General features: G+C 67.3%; 16 protein-coding genes. 11 read left to right on the plus strand and 5 right to left on the minus strand.

Features of this window, described 5'->3' with window-relative positions; genetic code table 11:
* The first annotated feature begins 194 nt into the window (after positions 1 to 194).
* Positions 195 to 899: a DUF5995 family protein gene (locus AC3ERS_RS21675; RefSeq protein WP_431969875.1), complete on the plus strand. Its 705-nt coding sequence runs from the start codon at positions 195 to 197 to the stop codon at positions 897 to 899.
* Positions 900 to 954: 55 nt separating this feature from the next.
* Here AC3ERS_RS21675 and AC3ERS_RS21680 read toward each other — a convergent pair whose 3' ends face one another.
* A complete protein-coding gene (locus AC3ERS_RS21680) occupies positions 955 to 1,281 on the minus strand; it encodes a GYD domain-containing protein (protein ID WP_431969876.1) in 327 nt (108 codons plus the stop codon).
* 545 nt (positions 1,282 to 1,826) lie between these two features.
* On the opposite strand from AC3ERS_RS21680, the gene AC3ERS_RS21685 reads away from it, so the two are divergent.
* From AC3ERS_RS21685 to AC3ERS_RS21720, 8 genes are all read left to right on the plus strand, one after another.
* A complete protein-coding gene (locus AC3ERS_RS21685) occupies positions 1,827 to 2,222 on the plus strand; it encodes an SHOCT domain-containing protein (protein WP_431970016.1) in 396 nt (131 codons plus the stop codon).
* A gap of 102 nt (positions 2,223 to 2,324) precedes the next feature.
* Positions 2,325 to 4,166, plus strand: a complete 1,842-nt coding sequence (locus tag AC3ERS_RS21690) for a glycoside hydrolase family 15 protein (RefSeq protein WP_431969877.1) — start codon at positions 2,325 to 2,327, stop codon at positions 4,164 to 4,166.
* A 12-nt stretch (positions 4,167 to 4,178) separates the two neighbouring features.
* Positions 4,179 to 5,561, plus strand: coding sequence for an MFS transporter (locus AC3ERS_RS21695; protein ID WP_431969878.1), 1,383 nt, complete (start codon positions 4,179 to 4,181; stop codon positions 5,559 to 5,561).
* 4 nt (positions 5,562 to 5,565) lie between these two features.
* Entirely contained in the window at positions 5,566 to 6,102 is a 537-nt protein-coding gene (locus AC3ERS_RS21700) for a hypothetical protein (protein ID WP_431969879.1), read from the plus strand.
* Between the two features lie 83 nt (positions 6,103 to 6,185).
* The gene (locus AC3ERS_RS21705) at positions 6,186 to 7,004 is read left to right on the plus strand and encodes a class II glutamine amidotransferase (protein WP_431969880.1); all 819 of its coding nucleotides are present in this window, start codon (positions 6,186 to 6,188) and stop codon (positions 7,002 to 7,004) included.
* A gap of 411 nt (positions 7,005 to 7,415) precedes the next feature.
* The gene (locus AC3ERS_RS21710) at positions 7,416 to 7,820 is read left to right on the plus strand and encodes a DUF7144 family membrane protein (RefSeq protein WP_431969881.1); all 405 of its coding nucleotides are present in this window, start codon (positions 7,416 to 7,418) and stop codon (positions 7,818 to 7,820) included.
* 16 nt (positions 7,821 to 7,836) lie between these two features.
* Complete coding sequence (gene ppk2, locus AC3ERS_RS21715) at positions 7,837 to 8,733, plus strand: polyphosphate kinase 2 (RefSeq protein ID WP_431969882.1); 897 nt, start codon at positions 7,837 to 7,839, stop codon at positions 8,731 to 8,733.
* A 28-nt stretch (positions 8,734 to 8,761) separates the two neighbouring features.
* A complete protein-coding gene (locus AC3ERS_RS21720) occupies positions 8,762 to 11,572 on the plus strand; it encodes a cation-translocating P-type ATPase (protein ID WP_431969883.1) in 2,811 nt (936 codons plus the stop codon).
* 7 nt (positions 11,573 to 11,579) lie between these two features.
* On the opposite strand, the gene AC3ERS_RS21725 is transcribed toward AC3ERS_RS21720, so the two are convergent.
* The gene (locus AC3ERS_RS21725; RefSeq protein WP_431969884.1) at positions 11,580 to 13,019 is read right to left on the minus strand and encodes a DUF1254 domain-containing protein; all 1,440 of its coding nucleotides are present in this window, start codon (positions 13,017 to 13,019) and stop codon (positions 11,580 to 11,582) included.
* A 323-nt stretch (positions 13,020 to 13,342) separates the two neighbouring features.
* Complete coding sequence (locus AC3ERS_RS21730) at positions 13,343 to 14,758, minus strand: hypothetical protein (protein ID WP_431969885.1); 1,416 nt, start codon at positions 14,756 to 14,758, stop codon at positions 13,343 to 13,345.
* Between the two features lie 320 nt (positions 14,759 to 15,078).
* On the opposite strand from AC3ERS_RS21730, the gene AC3ERS_RS21735 reads away from it, so the two are divergent.
* On the plus strand, positions 15,079 to 15,531 hold the full coding sequence (locus AC3ERS_RS21735; protein ID WP_431969886.1) for a DUF6325 family protein: 453 nt from the start codon (positions 15,079 to 15,081) through the stop codon (positions 15,529 to 15,531).
* A gap of 11 nt (positions 15,532 to 15,542) precedes the next feature.
* The gene (locus AC3ERS_RS21740; protein WP_431969887.1) at positions 15,543 to 15,836 is read left to right on the plus strand and encodes an SHOCT domain-containing protein; all 294 of its coding nucleotides are present in this window, start codon (positions 15,543 to 15,545) and stop codon (positions 15,834 to 15,836) included.
* Positions 15,837 to 15,852: 16 nt separating this feature from the next.
* Here AC3ERS_RS21740 and AC3ERS_RS21745 read toward each other — a convergent pair whose 3' ends face one another.
* On the minus strand, positions 15,853 to 17,127 hold the full coding sequence (locus AC3ERS_RS21745) for a glycosyltransferase (RefSeq protein ID WP_431969888.1): 1,275 nt from the start codon (positions 17,125 to 17,127) through the stop codon (positions 15,853 to 15,855).
* Positions 17,128 to 17,130: 3 nt separating this feature from the next.
* A complete protein-coding gene (locus tag AC3ERS_RS21750) occupies positions 17,131 to 18,420 on the minus strand; it encodes a glycosyltransferase (RefSeq protein ID WP_431969889.1) in 1,290 nt (429 codons plus the stop codon).
* Positions 18,421 to 18,458 lie beyond the last annotated feature (38 nt).

Here is an 18,458-nt window from a genome sequence, read left to right on the forward strand (position 1 = left end):
TGCTCGAGGAAAGACTTCGATGCCGAGGGCCCGCATACGTGCGATTCCGGCCATTCAGTGGCACGTGAACGGTGCGGTTCCGAGTTCTACGAAGCAGCGAAATCGACACTGTAGCAGTGCTTTACGAGACGCTGTCGATACAGCGTCCAGACAATGTCGCTGACAGACGAAACGATCCTGCGGAGGAGGACAGCATGAAGGTTACCCAGATTCCCGGGCCCGTCGAAGAGGTCATCCGGCGGATGCGCGCTATCAAGGACGAACTCGATCCGCGCGACGGAGTCGCGAGCTTCAACAACATGTATCTGCGCGTCACCGAATTGGTGGGACAACAGATCACCGAAGGATTCTTCACGGACTCCGCATTCGTGGAACGCCTCGATGTGATCTTCGCTCGGCTGTATTTCGACGCGGTCGATGCCGCCAAGCTCGGCAAGCGGCCCAACCCGGTCTGGCGGCCGGTCTTCGATGCCCGCGCCAACCGCACCGTGTGGCCGTTGCAGTTCGCGCTGGCGGGCATGAACGCCCATATCAACCACGATTTGGCGACCGCGGTGGTCGAGACGTGTAAGGAGCGCGGCACCACGCCGGACACCAAACCGGTGCATGCCGACTACCTCAAAGTCAACGAGCTGCTGAGCAAGATCGAGGCCGAGGTCAGGGCGGAATACGAGCCCGCGCTGCTGAAGCTGACCACCAAGGACGCCGAGGCGCTCAAGCACATTCTGTCCAGCTTCAGCATCGCCCGCGCGCGGGACACCGCGTGGAACACCACGCAGATTCTCTGGCAGCAGCGCAACAACCAGGTGCTGCTCGGGATGAGCAAGCGAACCCTCGAGGAAACCGTCGGCACCGCGGGCCGAATGCTCGTCACCCCGGTCGTTCCGCCGCCGAAGTGACGATCGAACGACTCGGCCGAGGCCGCGCGGCGGTTCGGCCGAGTCGTTCCACGCGCTAAGGCGCCTCCACCGGAGGCCGATAGGTGACCTCCCGCGCGACGGCTTCGTCGACCTGCTCGGGGGTCAGCAGAGTCACGGTGTGCGACATCGCCGCACCCGAGGCCGCGGTGCGGATGGCGAGCGCCGCGGCCGAAACCTCGTCCGGGACATCACCGATCACGAACAGATCGTCGTCCCCGAAAGCGAAATAGCAGACGTCCACATGGCCGCCCACGCTTTCGACCATTTCCGTGATAGCCGCCCGGCGGGCGCTGCCGCCCTGCGCCAGCACACCGCGAGCCCCCTCATCGGAGTAGCCGACTCGCCACAGATACTTGGGCATTTCCTAACTCCTCCTTCTCGCAGAACTCTCTTGGCAGGACCGACCTTACGGTCTCGGCGACCACGGGGCGGCGCCGCGGAGGCACCGTCGCGGCAATGATGCGGCACCGTGACAGTGGGGACACTGCGACGTCGTCGCGGCCGCCCGACGCCACTCTTCCCGCCGCAGTGAAATAAGCGGGTTTCGCTGTGTCCGAGTGTTTGCTACTGTGCTGGCACGAGGCAGGGTGGGTTGCCGGGCACCGATCGACGCGGCATCCTACGATTTTCGAGACGAACGAGACGCCCCTGGCAGATGGCATCGGCGCGCACCGAAGCGCGTCAGCGAAAAGCAGTGACGTCGTTTACCACGATCCCCACCGGATTCGGTTGCTGAGAGTGGCCGCATCCGCATTGTCCGCCGGATATCATCGGTGAACGGATGTGCACGTAGGCGATGCGAGGCGGGCCGATATCAGCGGTGGATCGTCCCGCTCCGGCGCAGACGGGCGCCGCCCGGTCGGACAAAGAAGCGGGGGTCGCACACTCGGAGGAGGATTCACCATGTTGGATTCGTTCTGGGACCTGTTGTGGTACACGATCATCGTGTTCGCCTTCGTGGCGTACTTGATCGTCCTGTTCCAGATCTTGGTCGATCTGTTCCGCGACCACACCGTCTCGGGCCTCGGCAAGACCCTGTGGGTGATCGTGCTGATACTGCTGCCCTACCTCAGTGCGTTCGTCTACCTGATCGTCCGTGGTCGCGGCATGGCCGAGCGGGCGCGGCAGATGCAACTCGAGGCCAAGCAGAGCACCGACGAGTACATCCGGCAGGTCGCGGCGGGCAAGTCTCCCACCGAGCAGATCGCCGAAGCGAAGTCGCTGCACGACTCCGGCGTGATCACCGCGGCGGAATTCGAACAGCTCAAGGCTCGGGCGCTGGGACAAACCCCCTCCGTGTAAGAGGCGGTGACCCGGAAAGAGGCGAAATATCCGTTCCAGAAATGGAATTCGCCCCTCGCCGGTCCACCGATCACCGACTTGCACGGGAGTGAAGGAGCGCTCGTGAACAAATACCCACCGATCGCCGAGCACGGCATCGTCGGCGACCTGCAAACCGCCGCCCTGGTGTCCTCGGCAGGCACGATCGACTGGTGGTGCACGCCGCGGTTCGATTCGCCGAGCGTCTTCGCTTCCCTGCTGGACAGCGAGCGCGGCGGCTTCTGCCGACTTGCCGTGGATTCCACCGACGACGATGTGTCGATTCGCCAGCTGTACATGCCGGATACGGCCATTCTCGTCACCCGGTTCCTCGGACCGGACGGGGTCGGTGAGGTCGGCGACTTCATGGATCCGATCCGGGGTACCACGCCCACCGATCGGCATCGGCTGGTGCGGGTGGCCCGGGTGGTGCGAGGGACTCTGTCCTTCACGCTGACCTGCAAGCCGCGATTCGACTACGGTCGCGCCGCGCACACCCTCGAGCAGATCGACGACCGCGCGGTGGTCTTCCACGGCCCCGGCACGGACCTGCACCTGCGGACCACCGAACCGGTGACGCTGCGGGCCGAGAACGGTGACATCACGGCACATTTCACGCTCTCCCAAGGCGAGACCGCCGTGGTGGTGTTGACCAGCACGGCGAGCGAGGGCCCCGCGCCCGAGCATCCCGGTCGTGACGACATCCTCGCCGACTTCGAACGGTGCCGGAACTTCTGGCAGTCCTGGTTGCGTTCGTCCACCTATCTGGGCCGCTGGCGGGATATGGTCAACCGCTCGGCGATCACGTTGAAGCTGCTCACCTACGCGCCGACCGGTGCGCCGATCGCCGCGGCCACCATGGGGCTGCCGGAGCAGGTGGGCGGCGAGCGCAACTGGGACTACCGCTACACCTGGATCCGGGACGCCTCCCTGTCGGTGCGGGCGCTGATCGATCTCGGCTTCACCGAGGAGGCCTACGCGTTCCGGCGTTGGCTGCGTGACCGTCTCGACGCGGGCGGCACCGCCTCGGGTGAGCCGCTGCAGATCATGTACCGGATCGATGGCGACCCGCTGCTCGAGGAGGAGGTGCTCACCCACCTGGAGGGCTACCGAGGTTCCGCCCCGGTCCGGGTCGGCAACGCGGCGGCCGACCAGATCCAGCTCGATATCTACGGTGAGGCCGCCGACGCGCTGTCGCAGGCTCCCGATATCGGCGGCATCGAAGGGTGGCGCGCGTACGCGAAACTGACCGACTGGCTCGCCGACAACTGGGACCGGCACGACGAGGGCATCTGGGAAACCCGCGGCGGCAGGCAGGAGTTCACCTACAGCAGGCTGATGACCTGGGTGGCGTTCGATCGCGGCATTCGCTTGGCCACCAAATACTCGCGGCCCGCGGATGTGGCGCGGTGGACGCGCGCGCGGGACGAGGTGTTCACGCAGATCGTCGAGCGCGGCTGGAGCACGAAGCGGCAGGCGTTCGTCCAGCACTACGCCACCGATGTGCTGGACGCGTCACTGCTGCTGATGCCGCGCATGGGTTTCCTGTCACCGCGGGACCCCGCGTGGCTGAGCACGCTGGACGCCATGGACCAGGAACTGGTCAGCGACAGCCTGGTCTACCGGTACGACCCCGAGGCGTCTCCGGACGGTCTGCGCGGGGTCGAGGGCACCTTCAATCTGTGCAGCTTCTTGTACGTGGAAGCACTGGCCCGCGCGGGTCGTGTCGCGCAGGCCCGCTACGCCTTCGACAAGATGCTCACCTACGCCAATCACGTCGGGCTGTTCGCCGAGGAGATCGGCCCCTCCGGTGAGCAGCTCGGCAACTTCCCCCAGGCGTTCACCCACTTGGCCCTGGTCGCCGCCGCCATGGCTCTCGACGAGCAACTCGACCGCGCCGAGGCGCGACCGGAACCATCCGGATAGATCGATGAGCCGATGACCGACACAGGCGTCTCCAGCCCACCGCGCGCGGTACTCGTTCCGCTGGCGCTCGCGCAGTTCATCTGCAGCTTCGCTGGTTCGAACATGAACGTGATGATCAACGACATCAGCCGGGATCTGAACACCACGGTGCAGGGCGTGCAGATCGTCATCACCACCTTCCTGTTGGTCATGGCCGCGCTGATGATCCCCGGAGGGAAGCTGACCGACCGATACGGGCGCAAACGCTGTTTCATCGTGGGCCTGATCGTGTACGGCATCGGCGCGGTGCTGAGCGCGCTCGCGCCCGGACTCGGCGTGCTGATCCTGGGCAACTCGATCCTGGAGGGCGTCGGCACCGCGATGCTGATCCCGCCGGTCTATATCCTGACCACCCTGTTCTTCACCGAAACCACCTCCCGCGCAAGGGCATTCGGTGTGATCATGGCCTTGGGCGGGATCGGCGCAGCCGCAGGCCCGTTGCTCGGCGGACTCATCACCTCGGGTCTCGGCTGGCGCGCGGCGTTCGGGTTCCAAGCGCTGGTGGTCGCGGTGATCGTGCTGCTCAGCCTGCGCGTCGTCGACCCGCTCCCCGCGGACCCGACGAAGTCGTTCGACATTCCCGGCTCGGCGCTCTCGGCGATCGGGCTGGTGCTGCTCGTCATGGGAATCCTGGCCGCCGACGACGATATTCGGCTGATGGTCACCCTGCTCGCGGCGGGCGCGGCGGTGCTGGTGTGGTTCTTCCTGTGGATTCGCGCGCGGGAGCGATCGGGTCGGGAGCCGCTGATCTCGACCAGCTTGTTCCGTAACCGCACCTCGAACCTCGGTCTGGTGACGCAGAACCTGCAATGGCTGCTGCTGATGGGAACGTCGTTCGTCGTCGCGGCGTATCTCCAGGTTGTCCGGGGCTACAACGCGATCGAGACCGGCGTGATCTTCACCGCGGCCACCCTGGGACTGCTGGTGTCGTCGCTGGCCGCCGCGCGGCTGGCCCGAAGGCGCGCCCAGCGCACGCTGATCATGGCCGGTTTTCTGATCACCGTCGTTGGCATCGTCGTGCTGATCGCGATGACCGGGCGCTCGGAGAGCCTGTGGGCATTCGTCCCCGGATTGCTGCTGATCGGCGTGGGATTGGGCGTGATGCTCACCCCGGCGGTCAATATCGTTCAGTCCAGCTTCGGCGAGGAGCAGCAGGGCGAGATCTCCGGCTTGTCGCGCAGCGTGTCGAACCTCGGCTCCTCGCTGGGCACCGCCATCGCGGGCACCATCCTGGCCGCCGGACTGACCGGTCACGCCTACGCCGCCGCGATGATCACGCTGGCCGCCCTCGGTGTCGCCGGACTGATCACCGCGGCACTTCTGCCCCGGCAATCCGGCCCCGTCCAGCCCACCTGATCCGATGGGCGTCGACACGCGCACGCTGCTGCACGGTCCGCTGTTCTCCCGCAGCAGACCGTTGGATCGCGACAACGCGGCCAGCCGCATCAGCGCCTACATCTACGGCAATGTGCTGGTGCTGGCCGCGCTCGTGCCGTTCGTCGCGGCGGAAAAGCACCTCGGCATTCTGGTCGTTCTCGGCACCGCGCTGTCGACGTTCGTCGCCCATGCCTTCGCCGAAGCCGTCGGACACACGGTGCGGCAACGAAGTCCACTGACTTGGGCGGAACAGGTGCGTGAATTGCGCAATTCGATCCCCATTCTCAGTTCCGCCGTGCTGCCGTGCGCGATCCTCGCCACCGGGTGGCTGGGGTGGCTGGAGCCGAAGACCGCGCAGATCTTCGCGGAACTCACCGTGCTGGCCCGCATCGGGGGCATCGTGTTCGTCATCGCCCGGCTGAAGGGCGAGCGCCCGACGCGGTCCTCCGTGCAAGGCGCCGTCCTGCTGACCGCGGTCGCCGCGACCGTCGTGATCGTCAAGGTCGTGCTCACCCACTGAGGCGAGCGGCCACCGGTCGACGGAATGCGAGTTTCGATCCGAGTCTTGCACCGGTCTGCTTCAATCGATATATGTGCAGGTGGATGGCTTACTCGGGGAAACCGATCCTGGCCGAGGACCTGCTGTTCCGGCCGGTGCATTCGCTGATCGACCAGAGCATGCACTCCCGGCTCGGCGCGACGACGACGAACGGTGACGGCTTCGGGATCGGCTGGTACGGCGAGGGTTCGCGGCCGGCGGTGTTCAAGAACATCGAACCCGCATGGAACGACCAGAACCTGCGCGAGATCGCGGGCGCCGTGCGGACGCCGCTGTTCTTCGCCCACGTGCGCGCGTCGACCGGGACCGCCGTGCAGCGCAGCAACTGCCACCCCTTCCGGCACGACGGGTGGCTGTGGATGCACAACGGAGCGCTCAACGGTTTCCGTGCGATGAAGCGGGATCTGCTGACCGCGGTGGATCCGGCCCTGTTCACCGATATCGAGGGGTCCACCGACTCCGAACTCCTGTTCTTCCTCGCGCTCACCTTCGGTCTCACCGACGATCCGTTCGGCGCGGTCGCCCGTGCCGTCGGTCTCGTCGAAGAGGTCGGGCGCGCGCACAACGTGACCCACCCCGTGCAGATGAGCGTCGCCACCACCGACGGCGAGTCGATGTGGTTCTTCCGGTACTCCAGCGAACGGCACACGCGGACGCTGTTCTACTCGACCGAGATAGCGAAGGTGCGCGCGCTGCATCCGGAGGTCGAGTCGCTCGCCCTGCTCAGCGAGGAGGCGCGGTTCGTGGTCTCCGAGCCGCTGCGCGATCTCTCGGGCGCGTGGAACGAAGTCCCGGAATCCTCGGCCGGTGTCGTCCGTCCCGGGCACGACGAAATTCGCCCCTTCCAACCGATCTCGCCGTAACGCGTGTTCGCCGCACACCCGAGCGGCGCACCGGGCGGTGGGACCACCACCCGGCATTTCCCCCTGATCGGGCAGGTCACCGGGAGGTTGCGACGGGCCCGTGCGGCCGCGATTCGACTACGGCGATAGTGTCGCTGGAGATATGCTGACGACGTGAGGCGAGTGCCGTCATCGGTGCCAGCGGCCGCGATGCGGGCGTCACGCCTCGCTGAACTCCGGGCGTCGAAGCCGACCTCGGACCGAGCGACGCAGCCCGCTCGCCCTTGGCATAAACCATCGTTCTACTGCGCCGATCCATCGACACTCTCGGCCAACGGCGCCGTTCGGCTGTTCTCCTACTGGCCCATCCGGTTCGAGCGATGCGGCGATTGATCGATCGAAATCGTCCCGAATGATTAGAGGTGACTCGCGATGTCAGCAACTGATGAGCATTCCGTGAAGCAGGCGGTGGCGGCGGGGACGTCGATCGGCGCCGCGATCTTGCTGTTGGCCGTCGGCATTCTCTCGATCTTCGAGGGAATCTCGGCCATTGCCAAGGACGACATTCTGGTGACCGGGCCCAACTACGCCTATCAGTTCAGCGCCACCAGTTGGGGCTGGATCCACCTGATTCTAGGGATTCTGGTGGTGATCGCGGCAGCCGCGCTGATGGCCGGAGCCATGTGGGCGCGCGTGGTCGCGGTCTTCCTCGCGGCGCTGTCCATCCTGGCGAACTTCCTGTGGCTGCCCTACTACCCGTGGTGGTCGATCGTGATCATCACCTTGAATGTCGTCGTGATCTGGGCCGTGACGACGTGGCAGCCCGACCGCATCTGAACCGGGCCTGCGCATCATGGGAAAGAAGGCCGGACACGGCAAAACCAAAGGCAAGAAGGGTGGGGCGGGCAAACACGCGCCGAGCGAACGAACCGACGCCTCGGGTGAGTTGATCGAGCCCTCCGCTCCGGCGCCGCCACCACCGATGACGAAAAAGGAGTACTACCGTCATCTCGCGCCGCTGCACGCCGAACTCGTCGCGTTGCAGTCGTGGGTGAAGTCGTCGGGGGCGAAGATCTGTGTCCTGTTCGAGGGGCGCGACACCGCGGGGAAAGGCGGTGTCATCAAGGCGATCACCGAGCGGGTCAGCCCGCGGGTGTTCCGCGTGGTCGCGCTGCCCGCGCCGACGGAACGCGAGAAATCGCAGATGTACGTGCAGCGCTACCTGCCCCATCTTCCCGCGGGCGGGGAAGTCGTCATCTTCGACCGCAGCTGGTACAACCGCGCCGGTGTCGAACGCGTGATGGGATCCTGCACCGAAGAGGAGGCCCAGCGCTTCCTCGAGGCCATCCCGACGGTCGAGAAATCGATCGTCGAATCCGGCGTCATCCTGCTGAAGTACTGGCTCGAGCTGAGCGAGGAGCAGCAGACATTGCGGCTGCAGAGCCGGATCGACGACCCGCGCAAATTCTGGAAGCTGTCCGACCTGGACCTGGAGTCCTACAGCCGCTGGTACGACTACTCGCGAGCGCGCGACGAGATGTTCCGCTACACCGACACCGGTTGGGCGCCATGGTATGTCGCGAACAACGACGACAAGAAGCGTGGGCGGCTCAACATCATCAGCCACCTGCTGAGCCAGATCCCCTACGAGCACCCGGACCACCCGAAGATCACGTTGCCGGAACGGCAGAGCCCGGCGGGCTACCAGCCACCGACGCTGCCCCTGCACTGGATTCCGACCCCCTTCTGAGAGTCCCGGCCAGGAAAGGACGAGCGCCATGGCTTCGATGGAATCGGCGCCGAGCCCGGCGCATCCGGCCGGCACCGGGGACCCTCCGGTCTGGTACGCGCTCGACGCGTCCGTCGCGCTGTCCGCCTTCGGTTCGGATGAGCGGTCCGGTCTCACGGCGAGGGAGATCACGCGACGTCGCGAACGGTACGGCCTCAACGAGATCGCCTCCGAGCCCGCGCCGTCGGTCTGGGCGATCGCGCTCTCCCAGCTGAAGGATCCGATGAACCTCATGCTGGTCGTGGTGGCCGTGGTCAGCGTGATCATCGGTGAGATACCGACGGCGATCGTCGTCGGTGCGCTGGTCGGGCTCAATATCGTGCTCGGCACCCAGCAGGAGGTCAAGGCGCGAGCCAGCGTGGACGCCCTGGCCAAGATGCAGACGCCGCAGGCGCGCGTGATTCGCGACGGAGCGCTGACCCAGCTCGACGCCACCGAACTCGTGCCGGGCGACATCGTCGAACTCGAGGCGGGCGACATCGTCCCCGCGGACGGACGGCTGCTGAGGTCCGCGACGCTGGAGACGCAGGAAGCGGCGCTGACGGGTGAGAGCGCACCCGTCGCCAAAGACTCCCAGACACTCGGCACCACCGATGTCTCCCTCGGTGACCGCACCAATATGGTCTTCCAGAACACCTCGGTCACCCGTGGCACGGCAGGCATGGTGGTCACCGAGACCGGCCAGGACACCGAGATGGGCCGGATCGCCTCGATGCTCTCGGCCGTCGCGCCGAGCAAGTCTCCGCTGCAGCGGGAATTGAACGCGCTCACCAAAGTGCTCGGCGTGATCGCCTGGACCGCGGTGGCGATCATCGTGATCATCGGGGTGATCCGCGGGCAGAGCGTCACGACCCTGCTGCTACTCGGCATCTCGATGGGCGTGTCCGCGATTCCGACCGGCCTGCCCACCTTCGTCCAGGCGATGCTGGCGTTCGGTGCGCGCCAGCTGGCCGACGCGAAGGCTGTCGTCAAGAACCTCACCGATGTCGAGACGCTCGGCGCCACCAGCGCGATCAACTCCGACAAGACCGGCACGCTGACCATGAACCAGATGACCGTGCGGTCGTTGTACTTCCACGGCAGGCAGTACCTCGTCGAGGGCCAGGGCTACGACAAATCGGGGAAGATCACCCAGATCGCGGGTGAGGGTGTTCCGGACTTCACGCTGCTGGCCTACGGGCTGTGCCTCGACAGCGACGCCACCGTCTCCGACGCCGGAGAGATCGTCGGCGATCCGACCGAGGCCGCGCTGGTGGTGCTGGCGGCCAAGCTCGGCGTCGACGCCCCGCTCACGCGCGGGACGTATCCCCGTGTCGCCGAAGTGCCGTTCGATTCGGCGTACAAGTTCATGGCCACGTTCCACCATCTCGAAGTCGACGAGCTCACCCGGTTCGTCGAATTGGTCAAGGGCGGGCCCGACGTCGTCCTCGACCGGTGCGCGACCGCGTACCGGCCGGGGCGGCGACCGGTACCGATCGACGACATGCGCGACGAGATCGTGGCCGCGAATCGCGCCATGTCCGAAAAGGGTTTGCGCGTACTGGCCTTCGCGGCGCGGGTGCTGGACGGGCACGAGGAGGCCGTCGCGGCCGATCCGATGGCGTTCGTCGACGACCTCACCTTCGTCGGCATGGTCGGCATCATCGACCCGCTGCGCCCCGAGGCGATCGACGCGGTGCGCACGGCCCACGAAGCGGGCATCGACGTCCGGATGATCACCGGCGACCACGCGATCACCGCGTCCGCGATCGGCGCCGAACTCGGGCTCGGACCCGGTGCGATCGGCGGCGCCGAACTCCAGGCCATGACCGACGGGGAGCTGGCGGCCGCCCTGCCGAACCTGCACGTGTTCGGGCGCGTCACCCCTCAGGACAAGCTGCGCCTCGCCGACATCATGCAGCGCGGCGGCGCGGTCGTGGCGATGACCGGCGACGCCGTCAACGACGCCGCCGCGCTGAAGAAGGCGGACATCGGCGTGGCCATGGGATCGGGCAGCGAGGTCACCAAACAGGCGGGCAAGATGGTGCTCACCGACGACAATTTCGGCACCCTGATCACCGCGATCCGCCTGGGCCGCAGCATCTACGACAAAATCGTGTCCTACATCCGCTATCAGATGTCCAAGCTGTTCTCGCTGGTGCTGCTCTTCCTGGTCGCGAGCATCTTCGACATCAACGACGGCGTCGCGCTGACCCCGCTGATGGTGCTCTTCCAGCACTTCTTCATCACCCTGTTCCCGGTCGCGGTGATCATGCTCGATCCGCCGCCGCCGAACCTGATGAACAAGCCACCCCGCGACCCCGCGCGGCCGATCGCCAACCGGAATTCGTTCCTGCAGTGGCTGGCCTACGGTGTCCTGCAGTTCGCCGTGACACTCGCCGCGATGCTCCTCGCGCCCGGCGAGATGAGCACCACTACGGCGAACGTCCCGATGACCACGGCGTTCGTCGTGCTGTCGTTCGGCTCTATCCTGAGCGGGCTGGTCATGCGCCGCGATCCCGAATCCGGCCTGACGCCACCGATTCTCGGCGCACTGAAGATCCTGACGATCCCGGTCGTCGTCACGGTGTTCGCCGTGGAGATCGGGTTCCTGCAAGACCTGCTCATGACGACGTCGCTGACGGGCGGCCAGTGGCTCGCCTGCCTCGGCTGGTCGCTGATCGTTCCGATCGTCATCGAGGCCGAGAGCGCGGTCCGCCGTGCGCGTCTGCGCGGCGCCACGCCCTCCGCGCGCATCCCGGTCGGCGCGGCGGTCGGCCCGCAGCGGGCCAGGACGACCCTGGTCACCAGCGGACGCTGACTCGCGGTCAGTCGACCCGTTCGAGCTTCGGCATCTGCCAAACACCCTCGACCGCTTCGTGTTTCGGGGCGTAGAGGCGCATGGTGAGAGAGAACGCTCCGGCGGCGGGGATGGGCAGCCAGTTGCCCTGCGGTACGGCCGCGCCGGGATCTGCGCTCTGCACGACCAGCTCGACCGAGCCGTCGGCGCCCCGAACGACCGGGACCTGATGACCGACGGCATAGATGCCCGCCGGGTTCTCCACGAAGTGACTTGCCGCATCGTAGGCGGTCAGTGACCAGAAAGCATCGACCGGCGGCAATTGTCCTTCGGCGAAACGGATTCGGAAGCGCCGCGGCACTCCGTCGTCGTCGGCGACAGCGTCGACGGTCGGGTAGATGGCGTCTTTGGCGAGGTTGGCGCCGAGCCCGTGCATGGCCACGGTCGCGCGCAGGTCGTAGTTGGTGCCGTAAGCGCCGACGGTCGGATCGAAGGTCCAGCCGTTGATGTCCTCGGCGTACGGGTTGCGGTAGGTCGGGATCCGCTTCTTCGCGTCGTCGGCCGCGGCGTTCAGCACGTCGGGCGAAACGTCGGCCGGGCTGCCGCCGGGGGCGATGCCTATGGTGGCGAATCGCCGCACGGCGTCGGCGTCCTCGGGCGCGGGCGGGTTGAGCGCCATGACCTTGCCCATCCGGTCGAAGAAGGTGGGTCCGTCCATCCCGGCGACGATCGCGGCGGGGTCGGCCGCGCGTGCGGGTTGCGCGCCGGGGTCGCCGTGGGCCGCGGTCGGGTCCTTCACCCATGCGCTCAGCGGCACCAGCTCCAGCTGCCGTTGCAACTCGCGAACCCGGTCGACGTCGGCGGCGCCGTCGAATTGGAGCCGGCCGAGCAGCCAGGCGGTGCCGGTGGGCACGGCGAGCCGGGTCACTCCGTCGGGCAGCGGTCCCGACCAGCCGGGCCCGGTGACGGCGTAGGTGAACGGAGGCGTCGCCGTGCCCGGCGTGACCTGCGGGTCGACGCTGCTGGGATCGTGCACGGTGTTGGACCACGCGTCCATGATCTGCATGAGCCAGTACCGGCCGGGCTCTATCGCGGGTACCCGCAGGATCATCGGTTCGGCGCGGACGTCGAGCCATGCCTGCGAGTAGAGCGTGTCGAGGTTGAGGCGCACCACCTGCTTGTTCTCCGGGGTCGGCGGGTCGCCGTGCTGGAACCGGTTGGGCGGAGCGCCGTTCTCCCGGGTGACGTCCATGAGGACCAGGGGGTAACCGAAGACGTAGGCGTCGGTGGCGATGGCCTTCGTGTCCACGGCGCCCGCGCCCGCGGACGTCGCCGTCGCGCCGCTGTCCTCGGCGTCGCCGCACCCGGCCATTCCCAGGATCGGGACGGCGGTGATCCCCAGGCCGAGAGCGGACCTGCGCGATACCGCGGCAAACTCCCGATGTTCGCGACTCTTCCCGAAGTTCATGGAAAACGCCCCTTCTTCGATGTGGCGCCGCCCGAAAGCGACACCGACTGGCCTGGCCGTTCTCGAGATTCGAGGAGAGACTATCGGGAAAATACTTCCAAGCGGCGGCATTTCCGTGCAACGAACCGGCATCGAGAAAGTTAACTAGCAATTCATCAGCAACAACTTCAGTATGGCCGAGCGAGGTCGTTCGCCAGGGCACCGCATCACGGTCGCCGATGCTTCCTCGTGCAGGACGAACAGGTCCGGGCTCTTTCGGCCTGGCGCCAGCAATTCTCGGTGCACACGATTCTGTGGTCCGACGGCGGCCGCCGGTCGCGGGGTCAAGCGCCTGCCGGGGCCGGGGTCCCTGTACCGTCCTCGGGCCCGGGCGGGACGGCCTCCTCCTGGCCGCGCGCGGGACGAATCAGGATCTCCAGCGCGAGCAACGCCAGCAGGGCGCCGAGCACGATCCACACCACCACCAGTCCGGTGGGGTAGCGCCAGAAGATCAGCAGGAGCGCGGCGACGCCGACGATCGCCCATCGCAGCGCCACGCGCGCACGGAACGCCCACACCTCCACCGGATTCGGTGGGCGCGAACGCCGGAGCCGCTGCACCGCGTCCAGGCCCTGCCCGAAGCCGCGGCGGACGGCGACGGCCGAGCCCGCGCCTCCGGTGAGGTAGGCGGCGATCGCGATCACGATGCCGAGCACGGCCACCCCGCGCAGCGCGGTGCGCAGCGGCACCAGCACCGTGTCGACGATCGCGGTGGCCGCGTCCGGCGACAGCACGTCGGGCGGCATCCGGTCCAGATACAGCGCTCGGGCGAGGAGCAGCGCGATCGCCAGGATCAGCATGCCCACCACCAGCGCGAGCCCGACGAAGACCAGGGCACGGCGACGGCGGCCCGGCGGCGCCACGGCGATCGCGGACACCGCGGCCGCGATCGTCAACCAGGGCAGCACGTTCGCCGCATTGTCGAGCGCGTCGACGGCCCGCTGCGCCCGGACCAGCTCCGGGGACCTGAACAAGACGAACTGCTTGTCGACCGGCGGGATCTTCTCGACGAAGGTGAAGCCGCGGTCGAGCAGCCGCGCTTTCACGTTGTCGAGCACCGTGCCGAGCGAGACGGTCACCGTTCCGTTCTCGTCGACGGTCACCGAAGACGGTCCGACCTGCCCGGTCACCACCGCGACCAGCGCCGTGTGGGCCGCGCGATTGGCTTGCAGCCATAGGTCCTCGAACTTCTCGCTACGCACGAACGTCAGCACCGTCTCGTTGACGAAGTTGCGCGCCTGGACGGCGATCACCGGCGCCAGCCCCTCGATCGCGCGATCGAGCCGCGGCCGTTCCTCGGTCGCCGGGACCGCTTCGGTCAGTGCGGCCAGCGCGTCCGCGGTCAGCCCCTCGATATCGACGCGCGCGAAGATCTCGTCGGTGATCGTGTTCCCGATCTCGTTCTGCAGTGCCGGATCCGTTCCCAGCGGCGCCACCGTGGTCAGGTACCGATCGGTGTCGAGAATCTGGCTCCGCACGTACCGCGACATCACCGTCGTGATCGCGAGAACGGCGACCAGCACCGTCAGCACCGCCACCGCGGTCCACCGCCACGAATGCCGCGGCGGTCGAGCGACCGGCGGCGCGCCGCGACCCTCCGCGCGCATCGCTGCCACCTCGGCGCGTAGCCGTTCGAGTTCGGCGCGTTCGTCCGCGCTGAGCGCACCGGCGGGTAGATCCTCGGGCGGTTTGGAGTTCATCGGAATCCCTCACTCCAGGAACGGATTCGGGGGTGCGACGGCAATTCGCCGACTTCGGCCTTTCCCTTTCGGGACGAGACCGGTGCACGTCACATCGAAACAAAGAGCGGAACCCTCGGGCCCGCCCCGACCGCATTTTTCACAGCCGCCGCCGATCAGGGCGTGCGCTATGATCGACACTAACATCGGCGACGTCGGCAGAGCGTAGATTCTTCTCGGAATCAACGCCACCCGTCGCACAAAAAGCCATGCTTCGACAGCTCGTTCGGTAAGAATGTCAGGCGATTTGTCTCTTTCTCGGCACAGAAAGAGGGGTTACAGTGACCGGCTCCGATATCGACATGATCGGCCCCATCGACTATCTCGTGATCGAATTTCCTCCCGACCGACCTCCGGACGGTTCGGCGCTGCCCCTCCTGCGCGACCTCGTCGAACGCGGCATCGTCCGGGTGCTCGATCTGGCGTTCATCCGGAAGGACCTCGACGGTTCGCTGACCGGAATCGATATCGCCGACGTGGGATTCGAAGGCGAGATCGATATAACCCTGTTCGCGGAGGCGGGATCGGGCCTGCTCGACGACGCCGACCGCACGGAAGCCGGTGCCGCGCTCGAACCGGGACGTTCGGCCGCGATCCTGGTTTACGAGAACACCTGGGCAGCGCCTTTCGCGTCTGCGTTGCGTCGCAACGGCGCCGAACTCGTGGCCTCCGGACGCATTCCGGTGCAAAGCATATTGGCGTCTCTCGATGCCCTCGAAACGGAAAATCGTTGAGGAGAATTGTCATGCCCGGACTGCTGCGCGGCGTCGCCCGCACCGCTATCATCTCCGGAACCGCGACCGCCGTCTCCAATCGCGTTTCCCGACGCCAGGGAGAGCGCTGGGCGGCGCAGGAACAGGAGCAGTACGCCCCGCCCCCACGCTATGCGGAACCGCCCGCCGCACCGCAGCCCGCCCCCGGCGGCAGCGCGAGCACGGAACGGATCACCGCGTTGAAAGAGCTCGCCGGGCTCCGCGCGCAGGGCGTGCTGACCGACGCCGAGTTCGAAGCCGAGAAGGCCAGGATCCTCGCGTCCTGAGCCTGAGTCCGGGCCGTCATCGATTCCGCCCGAGGCATCGCGGAGAACCGACGACTCTCCCGCTGGCATCCGGTGTGGCGAGCGCTTCGGCGTAGACCGACAGGATCGCCGCGATGTGCCGCGATTGGCGCGGCTCGTCGGCGTGCTCCGCGAGCGTCCGGCGCACGGCTTGGAGACGGATTCGATTGCGCGCGAGGTCTTTCAGCACCGCGGCGAACGATTCCACCGACCGATCGGGGGCGCGAACGCCGCCCTCGGCGGGCACGGTTTCGGAGAGTTCGGGATCGCAGTACACAACAGGCAGGCCCATCGCCATCGCCTCGAGCAGCACCATGCCCTGGGTATCGCAGTCGGAGGTGAGCAGCAGCAGGTCGTGATCGCGCATGGCGCGCAGGCAGTCGGCCTGGCCGACCTCGCCGTGCAGACGCACACGTCCGCCGAGATCCGCCTCGGTGACCGCCGAGCGGGCCCGGTCGGCCAGCGGGCCGCCGCCGTAGACGTCCAGCGTGCAGTCCTCGACCAGGCGCGCCACCTCGATCGCCTCGAGCGGACGCTTCTCCGGCGACAGGCGACCGCACCACAGGGCCCGCAGCGGTGTTTCCGTGTTCGTCGCCTCGTCGTCCCCGCCGCGGACGCGGTCGAGCAGTTCGTCGTCGATTCCGTTGGACACCACGTGAATCGGCCGGTCCACGCCGTGCGCGGCGACGCGACGGGCGAAGTGCCGGGTCGGCACGATCACCCGATCGGCCGCCTGTGCCTGCGCGATCAGCGGACGCCAGGCGAGCCGGGCGATCCGGCCGTCACCGACGGACGGCGGTCGCCCGCGCAACGGCACGAACCAACCGTGCACCCAACGCATGGTCAACGCGGACAGATACGGCGCGGGCGAATACTGCGCGATGACCGTGTCGTCACGGCTCTGCATGGTCTGGACGACCGGAATGCCGTGCCTGCGCGCGGCGCGTGCGCCGGAGATACCGCAGCCGTAGGTCGTCAGCGCGTGCACGATGTCGATCGGACCGCGCTCGGCGAAAGCGGCATCGATCGTGCGCCGAGTGGCCCGGGTCGGCAGGACGACCGGCAGCCCGTTCGACATCGCGACCGGCAGCGCGGCGAGCACCACCGTATCGGCGTCCGATGTCACGGAACCCGGTGCGGGAGGGCAGAATACGGTCACCCGATGGCCGAGCCGCCGCAGGCCGCCGCAGAGCGACCGCATCGCGGTTTGGACGCCGCCCAGGGTGGCCGGGTGGAAGTCGGTGAAGATCGCGACGTGCACGGAATCGCCCACAGCTCAAGCCGATGCCGAGACGACCAGGCGTTCCACCGCGTCCGCCGTGGCGCGGACCCCGTTCTCGGCGGAGACCGCGCGCCCGAGTTCTGCCGCCCGCCTGCCCGCCTCGGGTGTCAACGCCCGGACCAGCGCGTCGTGCAGCCGGTCCTCGGTCAGCGACGGATACGGGAAATCGGCCCCGATGCCGAGCGCCGAAATGCGCCAGCCGTAGAAGAACTGGTCGCTGTGCACGCCGATCACCACCGCGGGCAGGCCCGCGCGCAGCACATCGTGGGTGTTGCCGCTGCCGCCGTGGTGCACGACCGCGCGGCACCGCGGCAGGACGCGGTCGTAGTCGAAGGAATCCAGCACGAACAATCGCCGGTCGTACCCGATGCCGCGCGGAAACCCCTCCCCGCGCACGGTCACCAGGGCGCGGGCCCCCAGCCTGCGGCAGACGGCGGCGATCAGCTCGCAGCATCCGGTGGGATCGAGGATCGGCATCCCGGTCATGCAGAAGTAGATCGGCGGCTCGCCCTCGTCGAGCCACGCGGACAACGCCGGATCGACCACCGCCTCGCCCCACGCCTCGCGCAGCCGGGCGGGCAGAATCGGCGCACCGACCACGGTCGACCGGTCCGGCCAGTCGCCGGGTTTCGGCAACAGCACCGGACTCACCATGTGCACCAGCGGAATACCGTCCTCGCGCATGCGCCGGAACGGATTCCGTGGCTTGCCCGGCAACTCCATCATCGCGCGCACCCGCCGATCCACCCGGCGATACGCCAGGCCGTAGGCCATCTCGAAGCCCGAGTAGCTGGCCAACCGCAGTCGCGGCGACGAAATCATGTGCTTGACCATGAACGACGACGGGAACTCCGTGGTGCGCTCGAGCGGATACGGCAGACAGCCCACCACGGTCTGTCCGTACTTCTCCCCGCGTTCCATCGCCCAGGGCAGGGTCGAGGCGCACGAGACGATCACATCCGCCGACTCGCACGCGCCGCTGAGCGCCTCGTGCATCCGTTCCCCGCGCTCGCCCGCCATGATCTTGACCGTGTCCAGCATGATCCGGACGAACGGCAGCGTCTTACCGGAGGACAGGGCGCGTTTGGCGGCGGGCGACTCCAGCAGTTCCGCGGAGTTGAACGGGATGACGTGCGGCTCGAAGCCCGACCGCCGCACCACGTCGGCGTAGTTCTCGGTGGCGGTCATCTCGACATCGTGCCCGCGCGAACGGAATTCGTCCGCCAGTGCCAGATACGGCTGATGATCGCCCCGGGTTCCCGCCGTCAACAATGCGATACGCATACTCTCGACTTTCGCTCGTGATCTGCTGTCGTTCGTCC

This window comes from Nocardia sp. bgisy134, from assembly GCF_057708325.1.

Excerpts from the sequence above, each read along its gene's own strand:
- AC3ERS_RS21675 (WP_431969875.1), top strand. The coding sequence starts at position 195 with ATGAAGGTTACCCAGATTCCCGGGCCCGTCGAAGAGGTCATCCGGCGG.
- AC3ERS_RS21680 (WP_431969876.1), bottom strand. The coding sequence starts at position 1,281 with ATGCCCAAGTATCTGTGGCGAGTCGGCTACTCCGATGAGGGGGCTCGC.
- AC3ERS_RS21695 (WP_431969878.1), top strand. The coding sequence starts at position 4,179 with ATGACCGACACAGGCGTCTCCAGCCCACCGCGCGCGGTACTCGTTCCG.
- AC3ERS_RS21700 (WP_431969879.1), top strand. The coding sequence starts at position 5,566 with ATGGGCGTCGACACGCGCACGCTGCTGCACGGTCCGCTGTTCTCCCGC.
- AC3ERS_RS21705 (WP_431969880.1), top strand. The coding sequence starts at position 6,186 with ATGGCTTACTCGGGGAAACCGATCCTGGCCGAGGACCTGCTGTTCCGG.
- AC3ERS_RS21710 (WP_431969881.1), top strand. The coding sequence starts at position 7,416 with ATGTCAGCAACTGATGAGCATTCCGTGAAGCAGGCGGTGGCGGCGGGG.
- ppk2 (WP_431969882.1), top strand. The coding sequence starts at position 7,837 with ATGGGAAAGAAGGCCGGACACGGCAAAACCAAAGGCAAGAAGGGTGGG.
- AC3ERS_RS21720 (WP_431969883.1), top strand. The coding sequence starts at position 8,762 with ATGGCTTCGATGGAATCGGCGCCGAGCCCGGCGCATCCGGCCGGCACC.
- AC3ERS_RS21725 (WP_431969884.1), bottom strand. The coding sequence starts at position 13,019 with ATGAACTTCGGGAAGAGTCGCGAACATCGGGAGTTTGCCGCGGTATCG.
- AC3ERS_RS21730 (WP_431969885.1), bottom strand. The coding sequence starts at position 14,758 with ATGAACTCCAAACCGCCCGAGGATCTACCCGCCGGTGCGCTCAGCGCG.
- AC3ERS_RS21740 (WP_431969887.1), top strand. The coding sequence starts at position 15,543 with ATGCCCGGACTGCTGCGCGGCGTCGCCCGCACCGCTATCATCTCCGGA.
- AC3ERS_RS21750 (WP_431969889.1), bottom strand. The coding sequence starts at position 18,420 with ATGCGTATCGCATTGTTGACGGCGGGAACCCGGGGCGATCATCAGCCG.